The 17,013-nt window shown below is 61.6% G+C and carries 16 protein-coding genes; 8 read left to right on the forward strand and 8 right to left on the reverse strand.

Annotated elements, in window-relative coordinates:
• Window positions 1–214: 214 nt before the first annotated feature.
• Window positions 215–664, reverse strand: a complete 450-nt coding sequence (locus NKI29_RS12330; protein ID WP_352569763.1) for an SgcJ/EcaC family oxidoreductase — start codon at window positions 662–664, stop codon at window positions 215–217.
• Between the two features lie 62 nt (window positions 665–726).
• On the opposite strand from NKI29_RS12330, the gene NKI29_RS12335 reads away from it, so the two are divergent.
• On the forward strand, window positions 727–1,221 hold the full coding sequence (locus NKI29_RS12335) for a MarR family winged helix-turn-helix transcriptional regulator (RefSeq protein ID WP_051406070.1): 495 nt from the start codon (window positions 727–729) through the stop codon (window positions 1,219–1,221).
• A gap of 195 nt (window positions 1,222–1,416) precedes the next feature.
• Complete coding sequence (locus NKI29_RS12340) at window positions 1,417–1,935, forward strand: CAP domain-containing protein (protein WP_352569762.1); 519 nt, start codon at window positions 1,417–1,419, stop codon at window positions 1,933–1,935.
• Between the two features lie 44 nt (window positions 1,936–1,979).
• Here the strand turns inward: NKI29_RS12340 and NKI29_RS12345 are convergent, their stop codons facing one another.
• The 5 genes from NKI29_RS12345 to NKI29_RS12365 form a co-directional block, all read right to left on the reverse strand.
• Window positions 1,980–4,667, reverse strand: coding sequence for an EAL domain-containing protein (locus NKI29_RS12345; protein ID WP_352569761.1), 2,688 nt, complete (start codon window positions 4,665–4,667; stop codon window positions 1,980–1,982).
• 173 nt (window positions 4,668–4,840) lie between these two features.
• Window positions 4,841–6,376 carry a DHA2 family efflux MFS transporter permease subunit gene (locus NKI29_RS12350; RefSeq protein WP_352517860.1) on the reverse strand — a complete coding sequence of 512 codons (1,536 nt, stop codon included), beginning with the start codon at window positions 6,374–6,376 and terminating at the stop codon, window positions 4,841–4,843.
• Between the two features lie 304 nt (window positions 6,377–6,680).
• Window positions 6,681–7,859, reverse strand: coding sequence for an HlyD family secretion protein (locus tag NKI29_RS12355; RefSeq protein WP_352569760.1), 1,179 nt, complete (start codon window positions 7,857–7,859; stop codon window positions 6,681–6,683).
• Window positions 7,856–8,335 (reverse strand): MarR family winged helix-turn-helix transcriptional regulator, encoded by a 480-nt coding sequence (locus NKI29_RS12360; protein ID WP_352517870.1) that lies wholly within the window; start codon window positions 8,333–8,335, stop codon window positions 7,856–7,858. The genes NKI29_RS12355 and NKI29_RS12360 overlap by 4 nt, the downstream gene beginning before the upstream one ends.
• A 156-nt stretch (window positions 8,336–8,491) precedes the next feature.
• A complete protein-coding gene (locus NKI29_RS12365) occupies window positions 8,492–9,400 on the reverse strand; it encodes a LysR substrate-binding domain-containing protein (protein WP_352517858.1) in 909 nt (302 codons plus the stop codon).
• Between the two features lie 140 nt (window positions 9,401–9,540).
• Here NKI29_RS12365 and NKI29_RS12370 point away from each other — a divergent pair, with 140 nt between their 5' ends.
• Window positions 9,541–10,929: an FAD-binding oxidoreductase gene (locus tag NKI29_RS12370; RefSeq protein WP_352569759.1), complete on the forward strand. Its 1,389-nt coding sequence runs from the start codon at window positions 9,541–9,543 to the stop codon at window positions 10,927–10,929.
• Window positions 10,930–10,969: 40 nt separating this feature from the next.
• On the opposite strand, the gene NKI29_RS12375 is transcribed toward NKI29_RS12370, so the two are convergent.
• A complete protein-coding gene (locus NKI29_RS12375; protein ID WP_352569757.1) occupies window positions 10,970–11,905 on the reverse strand; it encodes a bifunctional helix-turn-helix transcriptional regulator/GNAT family N-acetyltransferase in 936 nt (311 codons plus the stop codon).
• A gap of 217 nt (window positions 11,906–12,122) precedes the next feature.
• Here NKI29_RS12375 and groES point away from each other — a divergent pair, with 217 nt between their 5' ends.
• Both groES and groL read left to right on the forward strand, forming a co-directional pair.
• Window positions 12,123–12,419 (forward strand): co-chaperone GroES, encoded by a 297-nt coding sequence (gene groES / locus NKI29_RS12380; RefSeq protein WP_006203049.1) that lies wholly within the window; start codon window positions 12,123–12,125, stop codon window positions 12,417–12,419.
• A gap of 62 nt (window positions 12,420–12,481) precedes the next feature.
• Window positions 12,482–14,137 carry a chaperonin GroEL gene (gene groL, locus NKI29_RS12385; protein ID WP_352541606.1) on the forward strand — a complete coding sequence of 552 codons (1,656 nt, stop codon included), beginning with the start codon at window positions 12,482–12,484 and terminating at the stop codon, window positions 14,135–14,137.
• A 246-nt stretch (window positions 14,138–14,383) separates the two neighbouring features.
• Here the strand turns inward: groL and NKI29_RS12390 are convergent, their stop codons facing one another.
• Window positions 14,384–14,983: a TetR/AcrR family transcriptional regulator gene (locus NKI29_RS12390; RefSeq protein ID WP_352517833.1), complete on the reverse strand. Its 600-nt coding sequence runs from the start codon at window positions 14,981–14,983 to the stop codon at window positions 14,384–14,386.
• Between the two features lie 144 nt (window positions 14,984–15,127).
• On the opposite strand from NKI29_RS12390, the gene NKI29_RS12395 reads away from it, so the two are divergent.
• The 3 genes from NKI29_RS12395 to NKI29_RS12405 are packed head-to-tail and all read left to right on the forward strand — an operon-like array spanning window position 15,128 to window position 16,990.
• Complete coding sequence (locus NKI29_RS12395; protein ID WP_352755979.1) at window positions 15,128–16,090, forward strand: zinc-dependent alcohol dehydrogenase family protein; 963 nt, start codon at window positions 15,128–15,130, stop codon at window positions 16,088–16,090.
• A 50-nt stretch (window positions 16,091–16,140) separates the two neighbouring features.
• Window positions 16,141–16,587, forward strand: coding sequence for an OsmC family protein (locus NKI29_RS12400; protein WP_352622135.1), 447 nt, complete (start codon window positions 16,141–16,143; stop codon window positions 16,585–16,587).
• A 16-nt stretch (window positions 16,588–16,603) separates the two neighbouring features.
• Entirely contained in the window at window positions 16,604–16,990 is a 387-nt protein-coding gene (locus NKI29_RS12405) for a nuclear transport factor 2 family protein (RefSeq protein ID WP_352452751.1), read from the forward strand.
• Window positions 16,991–17,013: the final 23 nt, after the last annotated feature.

Consider the following 17,013-nt stretch of genomic DNA (forward strand, 5'->3'; position numbering starts at 1 on the left):
ATACATTAGATCCCGCAAGACCAAGGCGACCGGCTATGAGGCGCGCCATTGTGGTCGGCCAAACCGGACAAGGCACGGGCCATCCAGCACCAACTCCTGTAGCATAGCTCGCCAATCCCGATCACCTGACCCGCCGTTCGATCTCATTGCCCGATCAGATCGGCTTGACTATGCTGGATGGCTGTCGCTTTCGATTCTGACATGAATGAAGAGCCTACTTATCCTCTTGAAGTTTCTCCTGAGACTTTGCCATTTGATCGTCCCCAAGTTCCATATTGTGCATCGTTGCAATCAACCATTCATCATGATCCCGCGTCGCCACTACGCTGATTAATCCGCGCCGACGCGGCCATTCGTTTCCCATCGGATCGAGCGCGCCAGTCATGGACCACCGCAGGTCGAGCGTGGCAACATCAGGGCGAACAAGCTTGTTCCGCACGCTTTCGGCGGATAGATGGCTGTGCTTGAACATCTTCTCAAAAATTGGGGCATGGAACTGCTCGATCTTGTCACGTCCAGTCGCCTGCATACCGAAGACGTTTGTAAACTCGGCATCTGCCGCGAATACGGCGGCAAAGGCGCGAGCATCGTGACGATTCCAAGCTTCGATCAGCCTGTGCGCGACACTTTCCACCCCTTCAGTTCGGATGTTACCGGTAGCCATGCTGATCTCCTGTCATATAGTTCGGTTGCCATACTATATGGGCACCATATAAGTTTGGAAAGATGGATAATCAGCCATACACGCAGTCTCTGCTTCTCTATGCTTATCAATCGTCGGCGAGCGCTTTGGTCCAGGTTCTCCGGGAGAGCGGCCATTCGGCAATCAAGCCCAAACACGGCGCTGTATTCGCCAACATCGACGCGGAGGGAACCCGACCCAGCGTCCTCGCAGAGCGTGCGGGCATTGGCAAAGCATCGATGGGTGAGTTGATCGATGAACTGGAGCGCCTCGGTTATGTTCGGCGCTCGCATGATCCGAACGACCGACGGGCCAAATTAATCGTTGCAACTAACGCGGCGCTTGCGGTGATCCGGACCGTCCACGATTTCAATCAGCGTCTCGAAGACCAATACCGGAGGCTGCTTGGTGCTCAGGCGTACGAATCGCTCCGGTCGTCACTGCAAGCGATATCCCCCAGAGAAAATTTGCAACCGAGGATACCTCGCCAGCGCTCGTCAAGCCGCAAAGATGGGGCAAAAGAAACTCTCGGTCCGTGAATGCCTGACTGGGTATCGAGCCCCTGGGCGTATCGAGCCCGAACAGCCGCCTGGGCGAATGCCGCCATCCGAGCAAGCCTGTTTCGATTGAGCAGTGAAATCAATCTGACACAGTGCCATCACGTCGAAACCATCATCACGCATTTTCACCGCCCTGCCCGGCAAAAGCCATGATCGCGGTTATGTCAGGCGGGCATGACCGTTACGAAAATCGAAAATTATGAGGCCCAACCAAGCCTAAGCAGGCGCGTGCTGCTCAAAGCTGCCGGCCTTGGCGCCCTTGCCGGGCTCACCGGATGCGCAACCGCCGTGCTGCCTACCGGCGAAAGCGCCGGTGTCTCTGCTTCCGCCGCCGGCACGCTGGCCGGCATCCGCGCTTCGGCGGGTCTCGGGCCGCTTGTCCCCGATGCGCCGCTCGAGCAGGCGGCGCTCCAGCAGGCCGGCTATATGGCGCGCGGCGGCCGAATGAACCACACCACCGGCTGGGGCAAGGACTTTGCCTCGCGCGTCAAAGACAATGGCATTGCCGGCGCTGCCGCCGAAAACATCGCCGAAGGCCGCTTCGACCAGCAGAAGCTGTTTGATATCTGGGTGCATTCGCCAGGCCACCGCCGCAACATGCTCGACCCGCGCTTCACCCGCTTCGGCCTCGCCTATGTGCGCGACGGCCGCGACAGCACGCTTCGCTATTGGTGCCTTGTGCTCGGTAGATAATTTCCGCCATTTGGTCGGCGGAAGCCTGCAGGATGGCCGACCCGTCAGTCTTTGCGGCCGCCGCCGAGCAATTCCTCGACGTCCTGCGCACAAACCGGCCTGCTGAAATGATAGCCCTGCATTTCGTCGCAATTGTTCCTGCGCAGGAAAGCCACCTGATCATCTGTCTCAACGCCCTCGGCGATGACCCTCAGGTTGAGATTTTGCCCCAATGAAATCACCGCGCTGGCCACAGCCTGATCGTTCTCGTCGGCGGCGAGATCCTTGATGAAGGACTTGTCGATCTTCAGCCGCGCCACGGGAAAGGTCTTGAGTGCGCTGAGGCTGGAATAGCCGGTGCCGAAATCATCGATCGAGATCTGGACACCCAGGCTTTGCAGGGCGTTCATGGTGGCGACCGCCAGCTCGATATCCTGCATGATAAGGCTCTCGGTCACCTCCAGCTCGAGATACCTGGCCTCCAGGCCGCTGTCCTTCAGCGCGCTGACGATGCGATCGATCAGGTTGCGCTCCCTGAATTGCCGCGCCGACACATTCACGCAAACGGTCAAGGGCGGCAGTCCTGCGTCTTGCCAGGCTTTGTTCTGCCGGCACGCCTCATGCAGAACCCAGTCGCCGATCGATACGATCAGACCTGTCTCCTCGGCGGTCGGGATGAACATCGTCGGCATTACCGTGCCAAGCGTTGGGTGGTTCCAGCGTATCAGCGCCTCGACCGCAAAAACCCGACCTGACCGAAGGTCCACCTGCGGTTGGTAGAGCAGCGTGAATTCCGAACGCGCCAAGGCGTTTCGCAACTCTTCCTGAAGCACGAATTTTTCATGCGCCCTGGTGTTGAACTCCGGAGCGTAAAACTGGAAATTATCGCGGCCGAACTCCTTGGCGCGATACATGGCCGCATCGGCATTTGCCAGCAGCGTATCGGGATCCGTTCCATCCTTGGGATAGTTGGCAATGCCGATACTGGCCGTCGCCCGCACAAGATGCGCTCCGAGCCGAACCGGCTCGGCGAGTGCAGCCCTGAGCTTTTGCAAGGTCTCGGAAACGAGATCGACGTTCGCCGGCTGGTCGAAAAGCACGACGACGAATTCGTCGCCGCCAAGTCGCACGACGGTATCGGTCGCCCGGACGCAGTCGACCATGCGACTTGCGACGATTTTCAGGAGCTCGTCGCCGGCATTGTGGCCGAGCGTGTCGTTGACGAATTTGAAATTGTCCAGATCGATGAACACCACCGTCACCCAGCGATCGTATCGCTGGGCGTACAAGACCGCCTGTGAAAGCCGGTCCTCCAACAAGGCGCGATTGGGAAGCCCGGTCAGCACGTCATGATTGGCCATGAAGTGGATCCGGTCTTCGGCCTGTTTGCGTTCGATGGCGATTCCGGCGATGCGCGTGGTGAAATCGATGAGGCGAGTCTCGGCCTCGGTCGGTTCGCGCACCGTCATAGAATACATCGCAAAAACGCCGAGCACGGCGCCCTGATGCGACAGGATCGGCGTCGACCAGCATGAACGTAAACCGTGTGGTCGCGCGAGTTCGCGATAGTCCTGCCAAAGCGGATCCTGCATGATGTCAGCGACAATCACCGGCTCGCGCCGATAGACTGCGGTACCGCAAGACCCTGCCCTTGGGCCTACCGCGGCGCCGTCGACGGCGTCGGTGTAGTCTCTCGCCAGGCTCGGCGCGGCGGCGTGGCGCAAGTGGCTGCCATCCTTGTCGAGCAGCAAGACCGAACCGAATATCCCCGCCAGTTGGGACTCGACCAGACGCATGAGCCGCTCGAGCACGTCTTCGAGGGGAGCGCTCTTTGCGATCATCTCGAGGATATGCGCCTGCCCGTCGCGAAGAATTTCGGCCTGCTTGCGCGCAGTGATGTCGCGGGCAATGCCGACGAGGCCGAAAATGTTGTTCTGAACGTTGCGCAACGGCAGTTTCGTAGACAGGAACCATTTGCCGGTGCCTGACGCATCGACGACGAACTCCTCCTCGTCGATCATCGGCTGTCCGTCGCGCATCAGTTGCTGCTCGATGAGGCGAAATTTCTGCGCAAGATCCGGCGCGTGAAGGTCGAAGTCGCTCAGACCGATCATGTCGCTCGTGCTGTCTCGACCGCTGTCGGACGCAATGGCTCGGTTGGCGACGACGAAGCGGCTTTCGGTGTCCTTCACCCACATGTAGTCAGGCACCAGGTCGATCAGCGTCTGCAAGGAGATACGCTCGTCGACGACCAAGCGGTTGGCGCTGAGCTCGCTGATGTCCTCATGCGTGGCCACCCAGCCGCCGTCAGGCATCGGCTGATGGCAGACCTGAATTGTCCGGCCATCGGCGAGCTCCGCTGTCCAGTTCCCCGAAGCCGTGCCCGAATTGACTGCCCGGGCCAACGCCAGATAAGCGTCCGCATTCATTGCCGAGGTTCCGACAGCGACGCGCCGCTCGACGATTTCGCGCAGCGCCGCACCCGGCTGCAATTGCTCCGGTGCAAGGCGATAGATTTCCGCATAGCGTCGATTGCACAGGATCAGCCGTTCATCGGCATCAAAGAAACAGATGCCTTGCGAGATGTTCTCTATCGCGGTCTGGAACCGCAGTGCCTGGTCCTGAAGTGCCGCAATCGTGGCGCGAAGCTCGCGCTCGAGGGCCTCATATGAGGCAGTCGCCAGTTGTGCCAGCGTCGTCAAATTTGCGGATTCGGGCGCGTCGGCGGTTTGCCTGGATGACTTCGTGGCCAAACACAATTCCTCCCGCTGATGCTTGAGGCAGGCAAAGGAGGCTCGCCTTCAACCCAAAAGCGACTGCATATTGGTCCGGATATACTAATGGCAGGTGAACCTGGCTCAACGCCGACGCTACCGGCACAGGCAACGGAAGCCGTGAGCCGGTCGCGGTGCCGGAGCCGTGAGACTTAGTCCATATGCGCGGCAGGCGCGCCACCGGCGGGCGGCGCAGCCTTTGGCTTGCGCAGCAGGAAAACAAAGGGGACAGCAAGCAGTGTCATCATCATCAGCAGCTTGAAGTCATTGACGTAGGAGATCATCATCGCCTGGATATTGACCATGCGATCCATCAGCGACAGCGCCGTCGGATCGCCGCCCGCCGCTGCCGGCGATGCCGCCCAGAGGTTGGGATTGAACGGATTGATATAGGCCGAGAGCTCGGCGTGGTTGATCTGCGTGTTGCGTACCAGCAGAACCGTCACCACCGATACGCCGATCGACGAGCCAAGATTGCGCACCAGGCTGAACAGCGCCGTTGCATCGGTGCGGAAGCGTGCGTCGAGCGTGGCGAAAGCCACGGTGGACAGCGGCACGAACACCATTCCCATTCCAAGGCCCTGGATCACGCCGGAACTGAGGATAAGCCAGTTGTCCATCTGCGGCGAAAAGCTCGACATCGTGTAGAGCGATTGCGCGGTCAGCAGGAAGCCGATGACGACGAGGATCCTGGCATCGATCCTGTGCATGATCCGCCCGACGAACAGCATCGCGATCATCGTGCCGACACCGCGCGGCCCCAGGACGATGCCTATGGTGAGGGTCGGATAACCGAAGATGGTCGACAGCATTGGCGGCAGCAGCGACATGCTCGCCAGGATGAGCACGCCCATGACAAAGATGAACGCCAGCCCGGTGACGAAATTGCGATCGAGGAAGATCTTGGGGTCGATAAAGGGGTGCTCCGCCGTCAACGTATGTATGGTGAATACCCAGAAGCCGGTGATGGAAAGACCAAGCTCGATCCATATCTCGATCGAGGAAAACCAGTCGACCTCGCCGCCGCGATCGAGCATCAGCTGCAGCGCGCCGACACCGAGCGAGAGCATGGTGAAGCCGAAGAAATCGAAGCTGCGCACCCGACGGGCGACGCTGGGAAGATATGCGGCCATGCCAAGGAAGGCGATGATGCCGACCGGCAGGTTGATGAAGAACACCCAGCGCCAGTTGAAATTCTCGGTCAGCCAGCCACCCAGCGTCGGGCCAAGGATTGGTCCCAGCATGATGCCCGCGCCCCAGATAGCCATGGCCTGGCCGTGGCGTTCCCTGGGGTTGATGTCGAGCAGGAAGGTCTGCGACAGCGGCACGATGGCCGCGCCGAACACGCCTTGCATGAGCCGGAACAAAACGATGGTCTCAAGGCTCCAGGCGATGCCGCACAGCATTGAAAAGACGGTGAAACCGACCACGGCCGTCAGGAACAGCTCCTTGCGACCGAAGCGGTCGGCCAGCCAGCCGGTCACCGGCGTCATGATCGCGGCGGCAACGATGTAGGAGGTCAACACCCAGTTGATGTTGTCGGGGGAGGCGCCGAGATCGCCGGTCATGGTCGGCAGCGCAACGTTGGCGATCGTCGTGTCGAGCGCCTGCATGATCGTCGCAAGCATGAGCGCAACTGTGATCAGGCCGCGGTGCGGTACTTCGCGAAAGGGTTCTGGGCTGCTCATGACGTAAAACTTCCAGCAGGTAACAAAAACGTGTACATTAGGTTTCCGGACGGCGAGGCCCCGCTGTAGAGAGACCCTCATCGCGGTGGGACGCGAGCATCGATGTGGGGGTTACATCGACTGAGTGTCTCGACAAAGCGGGCGCCTGCCGCCCGGAAACCTGAGGACCGAAGATCCTGCGCGGCGTTGTCTGCTCAGGCAGGCTACAGCGCAGCCCGTCTACGCATTCAACTTTTCCTGCGCCTCCCTCGGACCAATCCTGCATCCATCTCGCTGTTTGCTATGCGGCCGCTACCAGGCCTCTTTACCTGGCCTCGCCTGCCGTGGCGCGGCGGAAAATGCTCGGCAGCCCGCGGGAAACGCCGGTGTCCACCGTGACGGTCGCGCTCATGCCGGTGCGCAGCGCCGCCTTGGCGTCGGCATCGGTCAATTCCAGGCGGACCGGAATGCGCTGCGTGACCTTGACCCAGTTGCCGGTAGCGTTCTGCGCGGGCAGCAGCGAGAACTCGGCGCCGGTGCCGGCGCCGATCGCCTTGACGGTGGCTTCGAACGTCTTGCCCGGATAAGTATCGACCATGATTTCGGCCTTCTGGCCGGGTTTCATGTTGGTGAGCTGGGTTTCCTTGAAATTGGCGTCGACCCAGGTGTCGCCGGTCTCAACCAGCGAAAACAGCGGCGTGCCCGAACCGACATACTGGCCGACCTTGAACGAAGCGGCCTGGCTGATGATGCCGTCGGCAGGTGCCTTGACCGTGGTCTGGACCAGATCGTAGGCCGCCTTGTCGCGTGCGGCGAGCGCCGCCATTACCGTTGGATGCTTGTCGGTCTCGATGTCGGGATTGCCGCCAAGTGCCGCCTTGGCGCTGGCGATCCCTTGCTGGGCCACGGCCAGCTGCTGCTTCGCCTTGTCGAGGTCGTTCTTGGCTTCGTCCAGAGACGACTTGGCGTTGATGCCCTTGCGGGCAAGGTCGGCGGCGCGGTCATATTGCGACTGCGCGTACTGGACCTGGCTTTCGTCGGACTTCTCCTGCGCCAGCGCCTGGCTGTAGGCCGCACGCAGCTGCTCGACATTGAGCCGTGCGCCAGCCACCGCCGCGTCGGCCTGGGCCAATGCGATCCGGTAGGGCTCGGGATCGATAGCGAACAACACGTCGCCCTGCTTGACAGACTGGTTGTCGAAAATGTCGACCTGAACGATGCGGCCCGCCGTATCGGCGGCTATCGACACCTTGGCCTGCTGCAGATTGGCGTTCTCGGTCTCCTGATAGCGGCCGCCGGTCACCCAGACATAGCTGCCGCCGGCGATCAACGCAGCGGGCAGCACAAACATCAAAAGGAAGCGGCCGGCACGGCGCTTCTTCTTCGGCGCCACCGGCGCCGGAGCTATCTGCGGAGCGACCGTTACCGGAGCTGCCGCCGGCTTCGCGGGAGCTTCCATCTCCAGCTTGGCCGCATTCTCATCTAGTTTGGCTACCGCGTTCATGCTGCTGCGCCTTCCGTATTCTTCACTTTTTCCGAGGGCGGCGTCTCACCATCTGCAAGATTCTGCACCATTGTCTCCAGCGCCCTGACCAGGACGTGGCGATCTTCCGGCGAAACGCCAACGAGCGATTCCTCATAAACCTCGCCGGCAAGGCTCTTGACGTGGGTGTAGGCCGCGTTGGCCTTGGCGGTCGGGAAAATCATGCGCACTCGCCTGTCGGTTGCGTCGGGACGGCGCTCGATCCAGCCGCCCTCCTCCATGCGATCGACAAGACGCGAGACGCTGATCGGCTCGATTTCGAGAAGCTCGGCAAGCCGCGCCTGCGCGACACCCGCCTCCTTGGCGACACGTACCAGAAGCCGCCATTGCGCCGAAGAAAGGCCGAAACCACTGGCGCGCGCCTCGAAGCGCTTGCGCATCAGGCGCTGCACGTCGTGGATCAAAAAGCCCAATCTGTCGATGCCGTCGGAAACCATGAGCGACATATATAATAAGCGTGCTCATAATTCAAGGAGCCGGATTGTGCCAGAAGCCGGCATGTGTGCATGGCAGTCGGTGCAGGGCGATCGTGGTTAGCAATTTATTACGCCGGGCGCTTGTGACGAGCATGCAGAAGATCGGCGTTCAGATGCTCAGACTATCGATCTCATCCAGGCGGAAAACGCTTCGATATGCGCTTGTCGGGGGTGATTGGCTACGCAGGCAAGGTAAAAGCCATAGCCTGGCAGACAGAGATCATGTGCCTTGACTAGCCTGCCAGCCTCGAGTTCGCCACTGACGACCACATCGCTGCAGATAGCGATACCTTGGCCTGCCGCTACCGCGTCAATCGCGTGCAGCTCTTCACGGAAGCTTAGGTCCCATGCCTGGTTGGCATTGGGGATGCTGGGATCGATCGAGCGTGCGATCGCCAGCCATCGTTGCCAAGTCGGCGCTTCCGGGTCGCGGTTCGTCCAATTGAAATGGATGAGTGGGTATTGCAGCAGATCGGCGGCGCGCTCGATCTGTCGGTCGCCTCCTGCGAACAGCTCCGGGCTGCATACCGGAAAGAATGCGTCCCGAAAAATTTCCTGCGCGGGAACATCCCGCGGCATCCTGCGCGCATAGCGGATCGCGACGTCGGCGTCACCGGCTCGCAGGTCCAGAACGGCGTCTGTCCCGATGATCTCCAGTGGAATGTTCGGATGCTGTTCGCGCCACTTCGACAGGCGCGGAACCAGCCATCGGCTGGCAAATGCATTTGGGCTCGTCACGCGCAACGGGCGTTGGCCAACTCCGGCCGAGGCTGATGCTATTGCCGCAGCGAAAGCGTCGAAGCCGCTGCAAATTACCGGGAATAGCCGTTCGCCCACGCCTGTGAGCACGAGCGGTCGTGGGCGCCGCCGGAACAGCAGTTGCCCACAGACCTCCTCCAGCAATCGAATCTGGTGGCTGATGGCCGTTGGCGTCACTCCGAGTTCCGTCGCGGCCTTCCTGAAGCTCATCAGCCTGGCAGCGGCTTCGAAGGCGCGAAGCGACCCGAGCGGCGGAAGTTTTCTCATCCAGGCAGTTTAGATGAATTTAGCTCATCCAGCGACTGAGATATTCGATTTTGCAGCGAATGGCGCCGCATGAGATCATTATGATCCGGTGAACGACAGCGTCCTGTCCAACCGTGCTGGATCACGAAGGGTATCCCTCGATGAGCATGTTCAAGCTTATAGACGGTTCCGAGCCGACGTTGCAGGCGCCAGATATCGCCCGGCTCAGGCAGGCGATTCGCGGCGATCTGATCCTTCCGGACGACCCTGGCTATGACCAGGCGCGCAGAGTTTGGAATGGCATGGTCGATAAGAGGCCGGCGGCTGTCTTCTATTGCGCCGAATCCAGCGATGTCGTCACGGCCGTCAACTTCGCCCGATCGCAAGGCTTCCTCGTCGCCGTCCGCGGCGGTGGTCATAACGTCGCCGGCAGTTCGGTATGCGACGGCGGCTTGGTGATCGATGTGTCACGCATGAAGCGGATCGAAGTCGACCCGATCCGCCGTGTTGCGCGCGCAGAAGCCGGCCTAAACCTGGGCGAGTTCGACGCAGCCACACAGGCCCATGGTCTTGCGACGACCATGGGTGTCAATGCGGATACCGGCATAGCCGGACTGACACTCGGCGGCGGGTTCGGCAAGCTTGGCCGCAAACATGGACTGAGCTGCGACAACCTTGTCGCTGTCGAAATCGTGACGGCGGACGGCCGGTTGGTCACGGCAAACGCGGCCGAAAATGCAGATTTGTTCTGGGGCATTCGGGGCGGCGGCGGCAATTTCGGAATAGTCACCACCTTCGAATACAAGCTCCATCCCGTGGGTCCGCTCCTCATCGCGGGATCGATGCTATACCGCTACGAAGAGGCACGCGAAGCGATGCGGTTCTATCGTGCGTTCTCGAGCGGCGCCCCGGATGAGCTGAGCCTGGATGCAGCACTTGTGACGGCGCCCTCGGGCGAACGCTTCTTCAGCATATCGGCGTGCTACATCGGCCCACTCGACGAAGGCCAGCAAATCATTCAACCTCTGAGAGAGTATGGCACGCCAGTTGAGCGCCGGATTGCTCCTGTCCCCTATCTTCAAATCCAATCGGCCGGGGACAGCCTCTTTCCGCGCGGGCGGCGCTACTACTGGAAGGCGCAGTTCATGCGCGAAATCACAGATCAGGCGATCGATACCATGCTTGCGGCTTACATGACTGCACCCAGCGAATCGCTTCTAGTCCTGCAGCAGGTTGGCGGCGCCATCTCGCGAGTACCGATGGACGGAACGCCCTACGCCAACAGAGATGCACTTTACGATTGCTTCCCGATATCGATCTGGGACAATCCGTCTGACGACGAAACGCACATCCGATGGGCGCGCGACCTGTGGGATGCAATGAGACCGTTCTCGACCGGCGGCGTCTACGCCAATAATCTCGGCGAAGAGGGCACTGATCGGGTTCTGGCGGCTTACGGCGAGAATTATCCGAGGTTGGCCGCACTAAAGAACAAGTATGATCCCACCAATTTCTTTCGCTTGAACCAAAACATTAAGCCTGCGACCTGAGCGACCGCCCCAGGCCGATGCTCGAAATTCTGCGGCGCTGCTACAGCTCCAAATTCCAGTTCTGGCCGACCAGATCCTTGCCGAAGGAATGGTGGCGCTCCTCGTTGGTCAATTTAAAGCCCGCAGCCTCATAGATGTGGCGAGCGGCGGCGAGCACGTCGTTGGTCCACAGCGTCAGTGTCCTGTAGCCCCTGGCGCGGCAAAAGCCGACACATTCCTCGACCAGCCGCTTGCCGATGCCGAGGCCGCGCGCCGACGGCTCGACATAGAGCAGGCGCAACTTCGCCACCGCGTCCGACTGGCGCACGACGAAGACCGAGCCGACGACCTCCCCTTCCCGCTCGGCGATCCAGCTGCGTTCCCATTTCGGATCGAAGGATTTGACGAAGGCACCGAGGATTTCGGCGACCAGCGCTTCATAGGTTTCGTCCCAGCCATATTCCTGCGCGTAGAGCAGGCCCTGGCGATGAATGATCCAGCCGATGTCGCCGACTTGCAGGGGCCGCAGCATATAGGGAATTTTGGGTTCGGCGCTTCCGCCCAGCAAACGCTGCACCGTCTGCATGGCCTTGACCAGCCTGTCCTGTTCGGGAACTGGAAGCCGTTCGAGCAAAGCCGCGACCTGGTCGTGCGAACCCTGGTTCAGCGGCGCGAAGGCCTGCCGCCCGGCCTTGGTCAGCGCGATCGATGAGCGCCGCGCATCCGCCTCGATCGTGGCGCGCTCGACCAGATCACGCTCCTCGAACTTCTTCAGCAGCCGGCTGAGATAACCGGCATCGAGGCCGAGATCGCGCGCAAGGTCGGTGGCGGTCAGGCCATCGCGATGCGCCAGCTCATAGAGCACCCGCGCCTCGGTCAGCGAGAAGGTGCTTTTCAGCAGCCCTTCGTCGAGCAGCCCGATCTGGCGGGTGTAGAAGCGGTTGAAGGCCCGCACCGCGTCGATCCGCTCCTTGCCTGGGTGATGATGAATGGTCATGGCATCCTCCTCCCGGCAAGATCAGCGATTTAGTTGACTTGGTCAAGTATCCGTTTGAAGCAATTGTCCTGATTATGCCCAGCGGGCGCCTTGACTCGCACGAGCTGCCAGCCTATTTCAGCGCCACGTTAGCACTCCCCCAAGATGAGTGCTAACCACATGTCCGGCGCCGCCGGACGGAGGAACTGTTCTCACCATTCTCATCGAGGAATAAAAAATGGCAAAGTCGAAGTTCCGCCCGCTTCATGACCGCGTGGTCGTTCGTCGGGTCGAATCCGAATCCAAGACCGCGGGCGGGATCATCATCCCCGATACGGCTAAGGAAAAGCCGCAGGAAGGCGAGATCATCGCCGTCGGTTCCGGCGCCCGCGACGAAGCCGGCAAGCTCGTCCCGCTGGACGTCAAGGCCGGTGACCGCATCCTGTTCGGCAAGTGGTCGGGCACCGAAGTCAAGCTCAATGGCGAAGACCTTCTGATCATGAAGGAATCCGACATCATGGGCATCATCGGCTGAATATCGGCCTCACCCTCGTTTAAATCTTCGGGCTCAATCCAAGCCCCTGCCAGGAGCTAAAAATGGCTGCCAAAGACGTAAAATTCTCCCGCGACGCTCGTGAGCGCATGCTGCGCGGCGTCAACATCCTCGCCGACGCGGTGAAGGTCACGCTCGGCCCCAAGGGCCGCAACGTCGTCATCGACAAGTCGTTCGGCGCACCGCGCATCACCAAGGACGGCGTCACCGTCGCCAAGGAAATCGAGCTTGAGGACAAGTTCGAAAACATGGGCGCGCAGATGGTCCGCGAAGTTGCTTCGAAGACCAACGACATCGCCGGCGACGGCACCACCACCGCGACCGTTCTGGCACAATCGATCGTCCAGGAAGGCCACAAGTCGGTTGCCGCCGGCATGAACCCGATGGACCTCAAGCGCGGCATCGACCTCGCCGTCGCCGACGTCGTCGCGACGCTGATCAAGAACGCCAAGAAGATCAAGACCTCGGAAGAGGTTGCCCAGGTCGGCACTATCGCCGGCAATGGCGACGTGTCGGTCGGCTCGATGATCGCGGAAGCGATGCAGAAGGTCGGCAATGAGGGCGTCATCACCGTCGAGGAAGCAAAGACCGCCGAGACCGAGCTTGAAGTCGTTGAAGGCATGCAGTTCGACCGCGGCTATCTCTCGCCCTACTTCGTCACCAACGCCGAGAAGATGGTTGCGGATCTGGAAGACGCCTACATTCTTCTCCACGAGAAGAAGCTCTCCAACCTGCAGGCCATGCTGCCGATCCTCGAGGCCGTCGTGCAGACCTCGAAGCCGCTGGTCATCATCTCGGAAGATGTCGAAGGCGAGGCCCTGGCCACGCTGGTCGTCAACAAGCTGCGTGGCGGCCTGAAGATCGCTGCCGTCAAGGCGCCGGGCTTCGGTGATCGCCGCAAGGCCATGCTGGAAGACATCGCCATCCTCACCGGTGGCCAGGTCATTTCCGAAGACCTCGGCATCAAGCTCGAGAATGTCGGCCTGAACATGCTCGGCCGCGCCAAGAAGGTGTCGATCTCCAAGGAGAACACCACCATCGTCGACGGCGCCGGCAAGAAGGCCGAAATCCAGGGCCGCGTCGCCCAGATCAAGCAGCAGATCGAGGAGACCACCTCGGACTACGACAAGGAGAAGCTGCAGGAACGTCTCGCCAAGCTGGCGGGCGGCGTTGCCGTCATCCGCGTCGGCGGTGCGACCGAAGTGGAAGTCAAGGAAAAGAAGGACCGCGTCGATGACGCCCTCAACGCGACCCGCGCGGCCGTCGAAGAAGGCATCGTTCCCGGCGGCGGCGTCGCACTGCTGCGCGCTTCGCTGAGCATCAAGGCAACCGGCGCCAACTCCGACCAGGCCGCCGGCATCAACATCGTGCGCCGCGCGCTGCAGGCTCCGGCCCGCCAGATCGCGGCCAACGCCGGTGCGGAAGCATCGATCGTTGCCGGCAAGATCCTTGAGAACAAGGGGGCAACCTTCGGCTACAACGCCCAGACCGGCGAATATGGCGACATGATCGCCATGGGTATCGTCGATCCGGTCAAGGTTGTGCGCACGGCTCTGCAGGACGCGGCCTCGGTCGCCGGCCTGCTGGTCACCACCGAAGCCATGATCGCGGAGGCTCCGAAGAAGGAGTCGGCTGGCGGCGGCATGCCTGGCGGCATGGGCGGCGGCGGCATGGGCGGCATGGGCGGCATGGACTTCTAATCCAGCCAATCTCGCAAGCTTACGGAAAGGGCGGCAGCGATGCCGCCCTTTTTCGTTGATGTGGCGGAGATTGAGAGGCCGTCCGATCTCAAGTAAGCAGGCGCATATCCCGCAGGACGCGTCTGTTCGGCCACCATGCCGTTACTTCCAGGCGTCGCGGCGGCGCAGAACATCAATCGTCGAGCTGCAGCCTTGGCCCTTTTGGCGGAACGCCGCGCCGCCTTCGATGCGATGAAGGCATAAACGTCAATGCACCGCTGCGGTGGCACTCTTGGCCGGCAATGCCCCCTCAATCAGCGCCGCGACCTCATCGGCTACCGCCAGCACCGGGGCGCGGTCGTGGGTGGCGCGTGCGATCACCATCAGTCCTTCAAGCGATGATTCGACCAGCAATGCCAGCGCGTGCGCGCGCCGTTCGGGCACCCCTGCCCTGACGAAGGCCGCCCTGAGCAAGCCTATCCATTGCTCGAAGGCGGACCGGCACAACTCGGCCAGTTCCGGCATGTCGATCGGCGAGTCCAACACCACGGGTGCGATCGGGCAACCGAGCGTGAACCGATTGTCTTCCAGCATGCGCGCGACCGACTGGTAGATGTGGTGGACAGCCACCGCCGGGTCCTTTTCGGCAGCGAGCGCGGCGTCCAGCCTCTGCGTCACATCGGCGACGCTGTCGCGCGTCACTTCGATGACCAGCTGATCCTTGCCGCCCGGAAAGTGAAAGTAGAGCGAACCTCTCGGTGCGCCTGAGGCGCTCAAAATATCGTTGAGCGACGTGCCGTGGTAGCCGCGCTGCCTCAGCAGCAGCCCGGTCGTCTCGAGTATGCGGGTGCGGGTGTCGTTCGCCATGTCAACCTCTGTCAGGAGTGAGCATTATAGGCCTTGCATCGAATATGACAATCGGTCTATATAATATGTAGATCAGTCTACATATGCGAGAGGCAGATGCGCAGTTGTCGTCTTGAAGGAACCCGCGGGATCAAGTGCCTGGTGATGCGCGACGAGGCGCAGCCGACGCCGAAGCCGCACGAGATCGTCGTGCGTGTCCGCGCCACCTCGCTCAACCGCCGCGATATGATGATCCTCAACGGCACCTACCCGCTGGCGCCGCGCCAAGGCGTTATCCCGCTGAGCGACGGTGCCGGCGAAGTCGTTGCCGTCGGCGAGGCCGTCACCCGCTTTGCCGTCGGCGACCGCGTCACCGGCAGTTATTTTGCGCGCTGGATCGACGGCCGCATCAATGCCGGTCTGATCGACCAGCTTGGCTGCACGCTGGACGGGATGCTGGCCGAATACGCCGTGCTCGACGAGCAATGGGCGGTGCGGCTTCCCGATCATCTCGACTGGCATCAAGCGGCGACACTAACCTGCGCCGGCCTGACCGCCTGGAATGCCGTGACGGCGGCCGAAATGCCGAAGCCCGGCCAATGGGTTCTTGTCATCGGTTCAGGTGGCGTCGCGCTATTTGCGCTGCAATTCGCCAAGCTGCTCGGCTGCCGTGTCGTGGCAGTCAGCTCGCGCAACGAGAAGCTGGACCGGCTGCAGGCGCTGGGCGCCGACCTCGTCGTCTCGACCGCCGACATGCCGGAATGGGGTGCTGCGGTGCGCGAGCAGACCGGCGGCATCGACCTCGTCGTCGAGACCGGCGGCCCGCCGACCTTCGCGCAATCGATGATCGCCTGCGCGCTTTACGGGCGCATCGTGCTTCTCACCATACAGGATGCGAAAGGCGGGACGGTGCAGATCCCCGGCCCGGTCTACCAGCGCAGCCTCGCCACCATCAGCCGCCTGTTCGTCGGCAATCGCACCAACCTCGAAGCCATGCTGCGCGCCATCTCGGTGCATCGGCTTAAGCCTGTCATCGACAAGGTGTTCGCCTTCGACGAGGCCAACGACGCCTATCGCTATTTCCAGCAAGGCGACGTCTTCGGGAAAGTGGTCGTCGACAGCGCCTGACTGGTCCGCCCCAAAATCTGATCGACCCCTCAAATCAAAGGAGAGACACAATGACCATTCGTGAAGCAGAGGCCCAATGGCAGGGATCGTTGAAGGAAGGTTCGGGCCGGCTGAAGCTCGGCAGCGGCGTCTTCGAAGGCGCCTACTCGTTCCCGTCGCGTTTCGAGAACGGTCCCGGCACCAATCCCGAGGAATTGATTGCGGCGGCGCATGCCGGCTGCTTCTCGATGGCGCTGAGCGCCGTCCTCGGCCGCGAAGGTTACACTCCCGCGCGCATCCACACGATCGCGAAAGCGCATCTCGGCGCCACCGCGGCCGGACCGACGCTGACCCGTATCGAGCTGGAGACCGAGGCAAGCGTCGCCGGGCTGGCGGCGGGGGAGTTCGAGCGGCTGGCGCAGACGGCCAAGGAGAGCTGCCTCGTGTCGCGGGCGCTGGCCGGCGTCGCAGTGATCACGCTCAAGGCCCGCCTCATCGAAACCGCTACCGATCACTGAAGGGAAGGAATATCCAATGACACAGGAACTCATCATCGACATCGCCGCAGCCAAACGCTCCGCCGAAACGGCCGAGATCATGCGGCGCTACAACGACGTCTTCCAGCGCCACGACCCGTCGGCGCTCGACGATCTGGTGGCGGAAGATTGCGTGATCGAGAACACCACGCCGGCCCCGGACGGCGCCCGCCGCATCGGCAAGGGCGCCTGCGTCGAACTGTGGTCGGCGATCGCGACCGGACCCGGCACGCGCTTCGACATCGAAGAAACTTTCGTCGCCGGCGACCGGGCGACGATCCGCTGGCGCTACTGCATGGCCGACGGCAATTCGCTGCGCGGCGTCAACCTGATGCGCGTGGCGGACGGGCAGATCGTCGAGGCCATGGGCTATGTGAAGGGATAGATTTGCGCTGCCCGCGACCTTCC

This window comes from Mesorhizobium sp. M0678, from assembly GCF_040320505.1.
Taxonomy (GTDB): domain Bacteria; phylum Pseudomonadota; class Alphaproteobacteria; order Rhizobiales; family Rhizobiaceae; genus Mesorhizobium.

What these genes read in the sequence shown, in the direction of transcription:
- NKI29_RS12330 (WP_352569763.1), bottom strand. Translation starts at nt 664, where the DNA reads ATGGCTACCGGTAACATCCGAACTGAAGGGGTGGAAAGTGTCGCGCAC.
- NKI29_RS12335 (WP_051406070.1), top strand. Translation starts at nt 727, where the DNA reads ATGGATAATCAGCCATACACGCAGTCTCTGCTTCTCTATGCTTATCAA.
- NKI29_RS12340 (WP_352569762.1), top strand. Translation starts at nt 1,417, where the DNA reads ATGACCGTTACGAAAATCGAAAATTATGAGGCCCAACCAAGCCTAAGC.
- NKI29_RS12350 (WP_352517860.1), bottom strand. Translation starts at nt 6,376, where the DNA reads ATGAGCAGCCCAGAACCCTTTCGCGAAGTACCGCACCGCGGCCTGATC.
- NKI29_RS12355 (WP_352569760.1), bottom strand. Translation starts at nt 7,859, where the DNA reads ATGAACGCGGTAGCCAAACTAGATGAGAATGCGGCCAAGCTGGAGATG.
- NKI29_RS12360 (WP_352517870.1), bottom strand. Translation starts at nt 8,335, where the DNA reads ATGGTTTCCGACGGCATCGACAGATTGGGCTTTTTGATCCACGACGTG.
- NKI29_RS12365 (WP_352517858.1), bottom strand. Translation starts at nt 9,400, where the DNA reads ATGAGAAAACTTCCGCCGCTCGGGTCGCTTCGCGCCTTCGAAGCCGCT.
- NKI29_RS12370 (WP_352569759.1), top strand. Translation starts at nt 9,541, where the DNA reads ATGAGCATGTTCAAGCTTATAGACGGTTCCGAGCCGACGTTGCAGGCG.
- NKI29_RS12375 (WP_352569757.1), bottom strand. Translation starts at nt 11,905, where the DNA reads ATGACCATTCATCATCACCCAGGCAAGGAGCGGATCGACGCGGTGCGG.
- groES (WP_006203049.1), top strand. Translation starts at nt 12,123, where the DNA reads ATGGCAAAGTCGAAGTTCCGCCCGCTTCATGACCGCGTGGTCGTTCGT.
- groL (WP_352541606.1), top strand. Translation starts at nt 12,482, where the DNA reads ATGGCTGCCAAAGACGTAAAATTCTCCCGCGACGCTCGTGAGCGCATG.
- NKI29_RS12390 (WP_352517833.1), bottom strand. Translation starts at nt 14,983, where the DNA reads ATGGCGAACGACACCCGCACCCGCATACTCGAGACGACCGGGCTGCTG.
- NKI29_RS12395 (WP_352755979.1), top strand. Translation starts at nt 15,128, where the DNA reads ATGCGCGACGAGGCGCAGCCGACGCCGAAGCCGCACGAGATCGTCGTG.
- NKI29_RS12400 (WP_352622135.1), top strand. Translation starts at nt 16,141, where the DNA reads ATGACCATTCGTGAAGCAGAGGCCCAATGGCAGGGATCGTTGAAGGAA.
- NKI29_RS12405 (WP_352452751.1), top strand. Translation starts at nt 16,604, where the DNA reads ATGACACAGGAACTCATCATCGACATCGCCGCAGCCAAACGCTCCGCC.